This window comes from Streptomyces sp. NPDC058632 (genome assembly GCF_042717095.1).
In the GTDB taxonomy this organism is placed as follows: domain Bacteria; phylum Actinomycetota; class Actinomycetes; order Streptomycetales; family Streptomycetaceae; genus Streptomyces.
In genome coordinates this window covers 42,385-51,563 of the sequence record NZ_JBHXQZ010000059.1, presented here as the reverse complement: position 1 = coordinate 51,563, position 9,179 = coordinate 42,385, and the positions used below count along the sequence as shown (strand labels likewise).

General features: G+C 67.6%; 17 protein-coding genes. All 17 read left to right on the top strand.

Annotated features, from left to right (window positions below; all coding sequences use genetic code 11):
• Positions 1 to 91: 91 nt before the first annotated feature.
• Positions 92 to 424 (top strand): cupin domain-containing protein, encoded by a 333-nt coding sequence (locus ACFWVE_RS22365; protein WP_384016582.1) that lies wholly within the window; start codon positions 92 to 94, stop codon positions 422 to 424.
• 73 nt (positions 425 to 497) lie between these two features.
• The gene (locus tag ACFWVE_RS22360) at positions 498 to 1,145 is read left to right on the top strand and encodes a hypothetical protein (protein ID WP_384016579.1); all 648 of its coding nucleotides are present in this window, start codon (positions 498 to 500) and stop codon (positions 1,143 to 1,145) included.
• Between the two features lie 409 nt (positions 1,146 to 1,554).
• Positions 1,555 to 1,980, top strand: a complete 426-nt coding sequence (locus ACFWVE_RS22355) for a hypothetical protein (protein WP_384016576.1) — start codon at positions 1,555 to 1,557, stop codon at positions 1,978 to 1,980.
• 433 nt (positions 1,981 to 2,413) lie between these two features.
• Complete coding sequence (gene rpsJ, locus ACFWVE_RS22350) at positions 2,414 to 2,722, top strand: 30S ribosomal protein S10 (protein ID WP_014054162.1); 309 nt, start codon at positions 2,414 to 2,416, stop codon at positions 2,720 to 2,722.
• An 18-nt stretch (positions 2,723 to 2,740) separates the two neighbouring features.
• Positions 2,741 to 3,385, top strand: a complete 645-nt coding sequence (rplC, locus tag ACFWVE_RS22345) for a 50S ribosomal protein L3 (protein WP_042165083.1) — start codon at positions 2,741 to 2,743, stop codon at positions 3,383 to 3,385.
• 8 nt (positions 3,386 to 3,393) lie between these two features.
• Positions 3,394 to 4,053, top strand: coding sequence for a 50S ribosomal protein L4 (gene rplD, locus ACFWVE_RS22340; RefSeq protein WP_384016573.1), 660 nt, complete (start codon positions 3,394 to 3,396; stop codon positions 4,051 to 4,053).
• Positions 4,053 to 4,472 (top strand): 50S ribosomal protein L23, encoded by a 420-nt coding sequence (gene rplW / locus ACFWVE_RS22335; RefSeq protein WP_042165089.1) that lies wholly within the window; start codon positions 4,053 to 4,055, stop codon positions 4,470 to 4,472. Before rplD ends, rplW begins: the two co-directional genes overlap by 1 nt.
• Positions 4,473 to 4,512: 40 nt before the next feature.
• On the top strand, positions 4,513 to 5,349 hold the full coding sequence (gene rplB / locus ACFWVE_RS22330; RefSeq protein ID WP_042165091.1) for a 50S ribosomal protein L2: 837 nt from the start codon (positions 4,513 to 4,515) through the stop codon (positions 5,347 to 5,349).
• Positions 5,350 to 5,361: 12 nt separating this feature from the next.
• A complete protein-coding gene (gene rpsS / locus ACFWVE_RS22325; protein ID WP_003948639.1) occupies positions 5,362 to 5,643 on the top strand; it encodes a 30S ribosomal protein S19 in 282 nt (93 codons plus the stop codon).
• 42 nt (positions 5,644 to 5,685) lie between these two features.
• Positions 5,686 to 6,033, top strand: coding sequence for a 50S ribosomal protein L22 (gene rplV, locus ACFWVE_RS22320; RefSeq protein ID WP_003974262.1), 348 nt, complete (start codon positions 5,686 to 5,688; stop codon positions 6,031 to 6,033).
• The gene (gene rpsC, locus ACFWVE_RS22315) at positions 6,033 to 6,863 is read left to right on the top strand and encodes a 30S ribosomal protein S3 (protein ID WP_037747976.1); all 831 of its coding nucleotides are present in this window, start codon (positions 6,033 to 6,035) and stop codon (positions 6,861 to 6,863) included. The genes rplV and rpsC overlap by 1 nt, the downstream gene beginning before the upstream one ends.
• A 5-nt stretch (positions 6,864 to 6,868) precedes the next feature.
• Positions 6,869 to 7,288 carry a 50S ribosomal protein L16 gene (gene rplP, locus ACFWVE_RS22310; protein ID WP_004927269.1) on the top strand — a complete coding sequence of 140 codons (420 nt, stop codon included), beginning with the start codon at positions 6,869 to 6,871 and terminating at the stop codon, positions 7,286 to 7,288.
• Positions 7,288 to 7,512 (top strand): 50S ribosomal protein L29, encoded by a 225-nt coding sequence (rpmC, locus tag ACFWVE_RS22305; protein ID WP_042165097.1) that lies wholly within the window; start codon positions 7,288 to 7,290, stop codon positions 7,510 to 7,512. The genes rplP and rpmC overlap by 1 nt, the downstream gene beginning before the upstream one ends.
• Positions 7,512 to 7,793 (top strand): 30S ribosomal protein S17, encoded by a 282-nt coding sequence (rpsQ, locus tag ACFWVE_RS22300; RefSeq protein ID WP_042165099.1) that lies wholly within the window; start codon positions 7,512 to 7,514, stop codon positions 7,791 to 7,793. The genes rpmC and rpsQ overlap by 1 nt, the downstream gene beginning before the upstream one ends.
• Positions 7,794 to 7,923: 130 nt before the next feature.
• Complete coding sequence (gene rplN / locus ACFWVE_RS22295) at positions 7,924 to 8,292, top strand: 50S ribosomal protein L14 (protein ID WP_003992364.1); 369 nt, start codon at positions 7,924 to 7,926, stop codon at positions 8,290 to 8,292.
• Between the two features lie 2 nt (positions 8,293 to 8,294).
• On the top strand, positions 8,295 to 8,618 hold the full coding sequence (rplX, locus tag ACFWVE_RS22290; RefSeq protein WP_042165101.1) for a 50S ribosomal protein L24: 324 nt from the start codon (positions 8,295 to 8,297) through the stop codon (positions 8,616 to 8,618).
• Positions 8,618 to 9,175: a 50S ribosomal protein L5 gene (rplE, locus tag ACFWVE_RS22285; protein ID WP_042165103.1), complete on the top strand. Its 558-nt coding sequence runs from the start codon at positions 8,618 to 8,620 to the stop codon at positions 9,173 to 9,175. The genes rplX and rplE overlap by 1 nt, the downstream gene beginning before the upstream one ends.
• Positions 9,176 to 9,179 lie beyond the last annotated feature (4 nt).

Here is a 9,179-nt window from a genome sequence, read left to right as displayed (position 1 = left end):
GGGAAGGGCCTCTGCCCTTCCCCGCCCGGACCGGGGGACTGCCCCACATGGCCCTGGCGCCCGCACGACCCGGCCGTGAAGACTCGGACCCATGCAGAAGCTCTCCCTCGACGCACTCGCCCGCGAGCACCTGGAACGCGCTGCCGCCGCCTCCACCGGCCGCAGCGCGAGCACGGTCCACGGCGGCCACGAACACACCCTGCGCCAGACCCTCCTGGCCCTGACCGCCGGCACCTCCCTCGCCGAGCACGAGAACCCCGGCGAGGCGACCCTGCTGGTGCTGCGCGGCCGGGTCCGCCTCACCAGCGGGGAGACGTCGTGGGAGGGCCGGACCGGCGACCTGATCGTCATCCCGCCGGCCCGGCACGCCCTGGAGGCCCTGGAGGACGCGGCCGTACTCCTCACCGTCGCCAAGCGGGACTGAACGCGCACGCGCGTCGAACAGTGGGACGATGTCGCCGCAGACAATCGAACCGTGAACGGGGGAGTGCGGCGACATGGCCCGCTACATGGAGGCGCTGACCGTCGAGCGCGGCGGTTTCCGGATCAAGGTGCCGGAGTCGTGGTGGGAGTTCGACGTCCGGCCCGAGTCCCGGGACGACTCGATCCACCGGATGGTGACCGAACGCCTGCGCCGGCACCCGGAGTTGGAACCGCACCGGGACACGTACACCACGTTCCTGCGGAAAGCGGCGGCAGACGCCTGGAAGTCGGGCGCGCTGTACTGCGGTTGCATGGCGGAGAGCTTCGGCGGGGACACCCCGATCACCGGCTCGGTGACGGTGTCCCTGGTCGGCGGCCGCACGGGCGGGGGCGACCCGCTCCCCACCGACCCGGCCGCCATAGCCGCCCGACTCGCCGTCAAGGAAGCCAAGAAGCCGGGCGACTCCTGGCGCAAGGTGACCACCGTCGACATCCCGGGCGTGGGCCCGGCGGCCCGGACGTACGGCATCGAGGACATCCCCGTCCCCGGTGACGAACTCCACCGCACCATCCGCGCGGTACTCACCCAGACCTTCATCCCGGTCCCGGGCCAGGAGGGCAAGGTCGCCCTGGTGGCCGGCAGCAGCCAGGTCCTCGACCTCGCGGACTCCTTCTTCGACATCTTCGACGCGATCACGTCGACGTTCCGCTTCACGGACTGACGGGCCGAAGGGGATGGCCCTCCCCGGTGTGTGGGACGGGAGCCGCGAGTGATCGTTTTTCCCGGGGTGTCGAGCGAGCCGACCGATCAGGTCGACCGGACGCGTGCGGCGCATCCGGCCCCGGACTTCGCGCAGCCTGTGCTCGACATCGAGCGGGACGAGGACGAAACCTGCTCTCAGCCCGGGAAGTGCCGGGGAGGCCACACGTGAACCTCATGGGCTCCCCGCAGTGAAACCCATCCCGCGACCGTACCGAACGAGGCGAGCACGGACGAAACGATTTCAGGGCCAACGGCCTTGCCCGGGCGGCCGGGCAAGGCCGTTGGCCATGCGGAAGGGAAGCCGACTTTGAGACACGACCTGAGTGACTGACGGCCCGGCCCTGGGAGGCGCTGAAGGAATCACGGACGTGAAAGCCGTCCTCGCCGGCTTTGCGAACGTCGCTCCGCTCCAGGACCTGGGCCGGGCGTGGCGGTGGAGTCCGGTCCCGGCGCTGCGATTCGCGGGAGCCCTGACCGAGGACGGGACACGGCTGCTCCAGACCGATCAGCGGGGCAAGCACGATGAGGAACTCGCGCGCGCCGTGCTGAGCCTCACCCGCGAGCACGGGACGGGGCTGATCGGCGCGGGGCCGCCGATCGCCGCAAGGATCAACACGACGTACGGCGCACGGGAAGTCGGCGCCCTCGACGCGGTGGCCCCGCGCGTCCTCGTAGTCGTACTCCGCCGCACCCAGGACCTTCTTGCCCTCCGCCGATCCGGAGCCGGAGATCACCGCGGGGGCGCCGGGGAGGAACATGGCCGCGTAGGCCGGGGCACGCCGACTCCCGGGTGAGCAGTGTTTGTCCTGCGTCACTCCCGGGGTATTCTCCTCGGCCCGATTGGCCAGTCCCCCGTTCCCTGTGGCAGACTAGCGGGGTTGCTCGGTCGAGTGCCGATGCTGCGCGCCTCCCGCCGGGGGGACCGGAAGCGAGTCCCACAGTACTCGTCGCCCTACGCAATACATCGAGAGATGTAGGGGCGGACGTACGGGAATCTTCCGGGAAGCGTCAGCGGGGTGCCGGCCAGGCACCCGGTGGGCCTCTCGCCCCCGCCCGCGGTTCCGGAAGGGCCCGCACTCCCACGCAGGGAAGTTCCGACAAGGGACATTCATGTTCAGCGGGAGCGCGACACGCCCGACCGCGTGGGTCGGAGGGGAGAGGGTGAGTGACAGAGCGGGACACCACCGGGTTCCGGAGCGTTACTAGAGACAGGACTACGAAGCAGCCATGGCGGGACAGAAGATCCGCATCCGGCTCAAGGCCTACGACCACGAGGTCATCGATTCCTCGGCGAAGAAGATCGTCGAGACGGTGACGCGTACTGGTGCGTCGGTCGCGGGCCCGGTGCCGCTGCCCACTGAGAAGAACGTGTACTGCGTCATCAAGTCGCCGCACAAGTACAAGGACGCGCGCGAGCACTTCGAGATGCGCACGCACAAGCGCCTGATCGACATCCTCGACCCGACCCCCAAGACCGTTGACTCTCTGATGCGACTCGACCTCCCGGCCGGTGTCGACATCGAGATCAAGCTCTGAGGCCGGTGATCTGAAGAGATGACGAAGCAGATCAAGGGCATCCTGGGCGAGAAGCTCGGCATGACGCAGGTGTGGGACGCGAACAACCGTGTTGTTCCCGTCACCGTCGTCAAGGCCGGGCCCAATGTCGTCACCCAGGTCCGCACGAACGATGTCGACGGCTACGAGTCCGTCCAGATCGCCTTCGGCGAGATCGACCCGCGCAAGGTGAACAAGCCCCTCAAGGGTCACTTCGCCAAGGCCGACGTCACCCCCCGCCGCCACCTCGTCGAGATCCGCACGGCCGACGCCGCCGAGTACACGCTCGGTCAGGAAGTCACCGCCGAGGTCTTCGAGGCCGGCATCAAGGTCGACGTGACCGGCAAGAGCAAGGGCAAGGGCTTCGCCGGTGTCATGAAGCGTCACAACTTCAAGGGCCTCGGCGCCGGACACGGCACCCAGCGCAAGCACCGCTCTCCCGGCTCCATCGGTGGCTGCGCCACCCCGGGCCGCGTGTTCAAGGGCCTCCGCATGGCCGGCCGCATGGGCAACGAGCGGGTCACCACCCAGAACCTGACCGTCCACGCCGTTGACGCGGAGAAGGGTCTGCTGCTCATCAAGGGCGCGGTTCCCGGTCCGAACGGCGGCCTCGTCCTGGTCCGCACCGCGGCCAAGGGGGCCTGAGGTAACCGATGAGCACTGTTGACATCCTTTCGCCTGCCGGCGAGAAGACCGGAAGCGTCGAGCTCCCCGCGGAGATCTTCGGCGTGGAGAAGATCAGCATTCCGCTGATCCACCAGGTCGTCGTCGCGCAGAACGCCGCTGCCCGCCAGGGCACGCACAAGACCAAGCGTCGTGGTGAAGTCCGTGGTGGCGGCAGGAAGCCGTACCGCCAGAAGGGCACCGGCCGCGCCCGTCAGGGCTCGACCCGTGCGCCGCAGTTCGCCGGCGGTGGCGTCGTCCACGGCCCGCAGCCGCGCGACTACTCGCAGCGGACCCCGAAGAAGATGAAGGCCGCGGCCCTGCGCCACGCCCTCACCGACCGGGCCCGCCACGACCGCATTCACGTCGTCACCGGCGTGATCGAGGGCGAGAACCCCTCCACGAAGGCCGCTCGGACGCTGTTCGGCAAGATCTCGGAGCGCAAGAACCTGCTCCTGGTCGTCGACCGCGCCGACGAGGCCGCGTGGCTCTCCGCCCGCAACCTGCCCCAGGTCCACATCCTGGAGCCGGGCCAGCTGAACACGTACGACGTTCTCGTCTCGGACGACGTGGTCTTCACCAAGGCCGCTTTCGAGTCCTTCGTCGCCGGCCCGAACAAGGCCAACGACAACGAAGGGACCGAGGTCTGATGGCAGTCCGTCACCCCTCCATCGCCTCCAAGGCGGCGAAGAAGGCCAAGGCCGCGCGCGTCGCCAAGGCGCGCCGCCACGCCACCGAGGGCAAGAACACCGTCGTCACCCCGGCGAGCAAGGCGTACACGGACCCCCGTGACGTCCTGGTCAAGCCGGTCGTGTCGGAGAAGAGCTACGCGCTCATCGACGAGAACAAGTACACGTTCATCGTCGCTCCGGGCTCCAACAAGACGGAGATCAAGGAGGCCGTGCAGGCGGTCTTCTCGGTCAAGGTCACCGGGGTCAACACGATCAACCGCCAGGGCAAGCGCAAGCGCACCCGCACCGGCTTCGGCCAGCGCGCGGGTACCAAGCGCGCGATCGTGACCCTTGCCGAGGGCGACCGTATCGACATCTTCGGCGGTCCGACCTCCTGACGGAGGTCCGGATCGTCCGGAATCGGACGAGGACTGAGAAATGGGAATCCGCAAGTACAAGCCGACTACGCCGGGCCGTCGTGGCTCCAGCGTCGCCGACTTCGTCGAGGTCACGCGGTCCACGCCGGAGAAGTCGCTGGTCCGCCCCCTGCACAGCAAGGGCGGCCGTAACAACTCAGGTCGTGTGACCGTTCGCCACCAGGGTGGCGGACACAAGCGCGCCTACCGCGTGATCGACTTCCGTCGTCACGACAAGGACGGCGTGCCGGCGAAGGTCGCGCACATCGAGTACGACCCCAACCGCACCGCGCGCATCGCGCTGCTGCACTACGCGGACGGCGAGAAGCGCTACATCCTCGCCCCGCGCAACCTGCAGCAGGGCGACCGCGTGGAGAACGGTCCCGGGGCCGACATCAAGCCGGGCAACAACCTCGCCCTGCGCAACATCCCGGTCGGTACCACGCTGCACGCCATCGAGCTGCGTCCCGGCGGCGGCGCCAAGTTCGCCCGCTCCGCCGGCGCCTCGGTGCAGCTGCTCGCGAAGGAGGGCACCATGGCCCACCTGCGCATGCCCTCCGGTGAGATCCGCCTGGTCGACGTCCGCTGCCGCGCCACCGTCGGCGAGGTCGGCAACGCCGAGCAGAGCAACATCAACTGGGGCAAGGCCGGGCGCAAGCGCTGGCTGGGCGTTCGCCCGACCGTGCGTGGTGTGGTCATGAACCCGGTGGACCACCCGCACGGTGGTGGTGAGGGCCGTACCTCCGGTGGTCGCCACCCGGTGTCCCCGTGGGGTCAGAAGGAAGGCCGTACTCGTTCGCCCAAGAAGGCGTCGAACAAGTACATCGTCCGCCGCCGCAAGACGAACAAGAAGCGCTAGGAGCGGGTTTAGATGCCGCGGAGTCTCAAGAAGGGGCCCTTCGTCGACGACCACCTGATCAAGAAGGTGGACGTCCAGAACGAAGCTGGCACCAAGAACGTCATCAAGACCTGGTCCCGTCGCTCGATGATCGTCCCGGCCATGCTCGGCCACACGATCGCGGTGCACAACGGCAAGACCCACATTCCGGTGTTCGTCACCGAGTCGATGGTCGGCCACAAGCTCGGCGAGTTCTCGCCGACGCGCACCTTCCGGGGTCACGTCAAGGACGACCGGAAGTCGAAGCGCCGCTAAAGGCGGGGTGGAATGACCATGACAGACACTGGAAGGACAACCATGGAAGCCAGGGCCCAGGCGCGGTACATCCGCGTCACGCCCATGAAGGCCCGCCGCGTGGTGGACCTCATCCGTGGCATGGACGCCACGGAGGCTCAGGCGGTCCTGCGTTTCGCCCCGCAGGCCGCGAGCGTGCCGGTCGGCAAGGTGCTGGACAGCGCCATTGCCAACGCCGCGCACAACTACGACCACACCGACGCCGACAGCCTCTTCATCTCCGAGGCGTACGTCGACGAGGGTCCGACCCTGAAGCGGTTCCGGCCGCGCGCCCAGGGCCGCGCCTACCGGATCCGCAAGCGGACCAGCCACATCACCGTGGTCGTCAGCAGCAAGGAAGGAACCCGGTAATGGGCCAGAAGGTAAACCCGCATGGGTTCCGGCTCGGCATCACCACCGACTTCAAGTCGCGTTGGTACGCCGACAAGCTGTACAAGGACTACGTCAAGGAAGACGTCGCCATCCGTCGGATGATGACGTCCGGCATGGAGCGCGCCGGTATCTCGAAGGTGGAGATCGAGCGCACCCGTGACCGTGTGCGTGTGGACATCCACACCGCGCGTCCGGGCATCGTCATCGGCCGCCGTGGCGCCGAGGCCGACCGTATCCGCGGCGACCTCGAGAAGCTCACGGGCAAGCAGGTCCAGCTGAACATCCTCGAGGTCAAGAACCCCGAGACGGACGCTCAGCTCGTGGCGCAGGCCGTCGCCGAGCAGCTCTCCTCCCGCGTCTCCTTCCGCCGCGCCATGCGCAAGAGCATGCAGTCGGCGATGAAGGCGGGCGCCAAGGGCATCAAGATCCAGTGCGGTGGCCGTCTCGGCGGCGCCGAGATGTCCCGCTCGGAGTTCTACCGCGAGGGCCGTGTGCCCCTGCACACGCTCCGCGCGAACGTGGACTACGGCTTCTTCGAGGCCAAGACGACCTTCGGCCGCATCGGTGTGAAGGTCTGGATCTACAAGGGCGACGTCAAGAACATCGCCGAGGTCCGCGCCGAGAACGCCGCTGCCCGCGCCGGCAACCGTCCGGCCCGTGGCGGTGCCGACCGCCCGGCCGGCCGCGGTGGCCGCGGTGGCGAGCGTGGCGGGCGCGGTCGCAAGCCGCAGCAGGCTCCGGCTGCCGAGGCCCCCAAGGCCGAGGCTCCCGCCGCCGCTCCGGCTGAGAGCACCGGAACGGAGGCCTGACCGACATGCTGATCCCCCGTAGGGTCAAGCACCGCAAGCAGCACCACCCGAAGCGCCGTGGTCAGGCCAAGGGCGGTACGACGGTCGCGTTCGGCGAGTACGGCATTCAGGCCCTCACGCCGGCGTACGTGACCAACCGCCAGATCGAGGCGGCCCGTATCGCGATGACCCGCCACATCAAGCGTGGCGGCAAGGTCTGGATCAACATCTACCCGGACCGCCCGCTGACGAAGAAGCCTGCCGAGACCCGCATGGGTTCCGGTAAGGGTTCCCCCGAGTGGTGGATCGCGAACGTGCACCCGGGCCGGGTCATGTTCGAGCTGTCCTACCCCAACGAGAAGATCGCCCGTGAGGCGCTGACTCGTGCGGCCCACAAGCTGCCGATGAAGTGCCGGATCGTCAAGCGCGAGGCAGGTGAAGCGTGATGTCGGCCGGTACCAAGGCGTCCGAGCTGCGCGAACTGGACAACGAGGAGCTTCTTGCGAAGCTTCGCGAGTCCAAGGAAGAACTGTTCAATCTCCGCTTCCAGGCGGCGACCGGACAGCTCGAGAACCACGGCCGTCTCAAGGCGGTCCGCAAGGACATCGCGCGGATCTACACCCTGATGCGCGAGCGTGAGCTGGGCATCGAGACGGTGGAGAGCGCCTGATGAGCGAGAACAACGTGACTGAGAACGACCAGCGGGGCTTCCGCAAGACCCGTGAGGGCATCGTCGTCAGCGACAAGATGGACAAGACCGTCGTCGTCGCCGTCGAGGACCGCAAGAAGCACGCGCTGTACGGCAAGGTCATCCGTAGCACGAGCAAGCTCAAGGCCCACGACGAGCAGAACTCGGCCGGCGTCGGCGACCGCGTCCTCCTGATGGAGACCCGGCCGATGTCCGCGACCAAGCACTGGCGCATCGTCGAGGTCCTCGAGAAGGCCAAGTAGGCAATTCCCGCAAGGGAATTCCAAAAGTACGTTCCTGCGAGGCACCCCTCGCAGGACAGTTCCGCCAGGCTCCGGGGTCCGGTCCAGGTGACCGGACCCCGGGGAACCGGCAGACAATCAGGAGATAGACGTGATCCAGCAGGAGTCGCGACTGCGCGTCGCCGACAACACGGGGGCGAAGGAAATCCTTTGCATCCGTGTGCTCGGTGGCTCCGGTCGCCGCTACGCGGGCATCGGTGACGTCATCGTCGCCACCGTCAAGGACGCGATCCCCGGTGGCAACGTGAAGAAGGGTGACGTCATCAAGGCGGTCATCGTTCGCACCGTCAAGGAGCGCCGCCGTCCGGACGGCTCGTACATCCGCTTCGACGAGAACGCCGCCGTCATTCTGAAGAACGACGGCGACCCTCGTGGCACCCGTATCTTCGGCCCGGTCGGCCGAGAGCTGCGCGAGAAGAAGTTCATGAAGATCATCTCCCTCGCGCCGGAGGTGCTGTGAGCATGAAGATCAAGAAGGGTGACCTGGTCCAGGTCGTCACCGGCAAGGACAAGGGCAAGCAGGGCAAGGTCATTGCCGCTTACCCGCGCGAGGACCGCGTCCTGGTCGAAGGCGTCAACCGGGTCAAGAAGCACACCAAGGCCGCCCCGACCGCCCGCGGTTCGCAGGCCGGCGGGATCGTGACCACCGAGGCCCCGGTCCACGTCAGCAACGTTCAGCTCGTCGTGGAGAAGGACGGCCAGAAGGTCGTCACCCGCGTCGGCTACCGCTTCGACGACGAAGGCAACAAGATCCGCGTTGCCAAGCGGACGGGTGAGGACATCTGATGACGACCACCACCACTCCGCGTCTGAAGACGAAGTACCGCGAGGAGATCGCGGGCAAGCTGCGTGAGCAGTTCTCCTACGAGAACGTCATGCAGGTTCCCGGCCTCGTCAAGATCGTGGTCAACATGGGTGTGGGCGACGCCGCCCGCGACTCCAAGTTGATGGACGGCGCCGTGCGCGACCTCACCACGATCACCGGTCAGAAGCCGGCCGTCACCAAGGCCCGCAAGTCCATCGCGCAGTTCAAGCTGCGTGAGGGCCAGCCGATCGGTGCCCACGTCACCCTCCGTGGCGACCGCATGTGGGAGTTCCTGGACCGCACCCTGTCGCTCGCGCTGCCGCGCATCCGCGACTTCCGTGGTCTGTCCCCCAAGCAGTTCGACGGCCGTGGCAACTACACCTTCGGTCTCACGGAACAGGTCATGTTCCACGAGATCGATCAGGACAAGATCGACCGTGTCCGGGGTATGGACATCACCGTGGTCACCACGGCGACCAACGACGAAGAGGGCCGTGCCCTTCTCCGTCACCTCGGCTTCCCGTTCAAGGAGGCGTGAGCGA

What these genes read in the sequence shown, in the direction of transcription:
- ACFWVE_RS22365 (WP_384016582.1), top strand. Translation starts at nt 92, where the DNA reads ATGCAGAAGCTCTCCCTCGACGCACTCGCCCGCGAGCACCTGGAACGC.
- ACFWVE_RS22360 (WP_384016579.1), top strand. Translation starts at nt 498, where the DNA reads ATGGCCCGCTACATGGAGGCGCTGACCGTCGAGCGCGGCGGTTTCCGG.
- rpsJ (WP_014054162.1), top strand. Translation starts at nt 2,414, where the DNA reads ATGGCGGGACAGAAGATCCGCATCCGGCTCAAGGCCTACGACCACGAG.
- rplC (WP_042165083.1), top strand. Translation starts at nt 2,741, where the DNA reads ATGACGAAGCAGATCAAGGGCATCCTGGGCGAGAAGCTCGGCATGACG.
- rplD (WP_384016573.1), top strand. Translation starts at nt 3,394, where the DNA reads ATGAGCACTGTTGACATCCTTTCGCCTGCCGGCGAGAAGACCGGAAGC.
- rplW (WP_042165089.1), top strand. Translation starts at nt 4,053, where the DNA reads ATGGCAGTCCGTCACCCCTCCATCGCCTCCAAGGCGGCGAAGAAGGCC.
- rplB (WP_042165091.1), top strand. Translation starts at nt 4,513, where the DNA reads ATGGGAATCCGCAAGTACAAGCCGACTACGCCGGGCCGTCGTGGCTCC.
- rpsS (WP_003948639.1), top strand. Translation starts at nt 5,362, where the DNA reads ATGCCGCGGAGTCTCAAGAAGGGGCCCTTCGTCGACGACCACCTGATC.
- rplV (WP_003974262.1), top strand. Translation starts at nt 5,686, where the DNA reads ATGGAAGCCAGGGCCCAGGCGCGGTACATCCGCGTCACGCCCATGAAG.
- rpsC (WP_037747976.1), top strand. Translation starts at nt 6,033, where the DNA reads ATGGGCCAGAAGGTAAACCCGCATGGGTTCCGGCTCGGCATCACCACC.
- rplP (WP_004927269.1), top strand. Translation starts at nt 6,869, where the DNA reads ATGCTGATCCCCCGTAGGGTCAAGCACCGCAAGCAGCACCACCCGAAG.
- rpmC (WP_042165097.1), top strand. Translation starts at nt 7,288, where the DNA reads ATGTCGGCCGGTACCAAGGCGTCCGAGCTGCGCGAACTGGACAACGAG.
- rpsQ (WP_042165099.1), top strand. Translation starts at nt 7,512, where the DNA reads ATGAGCGAGAACAACGTGACTGAGAACGACCAGCGGGGCTTCCGCAAG.
- rplX (WP_042165101.1), top strand. Translation starts at nt 8,295, where the DNA reads ATGAAGATCAAGAAGGGTGACCTGGTCCAGGTCGTCACCGGCAAGGAC.
- rplE (WP_042165103.1), top strand. Translation starts at nt 8,618, where the DNA reads ATGACGACCACCACCACTCCGCGTCTGAAGACGAAGTACCGCGAGGAG.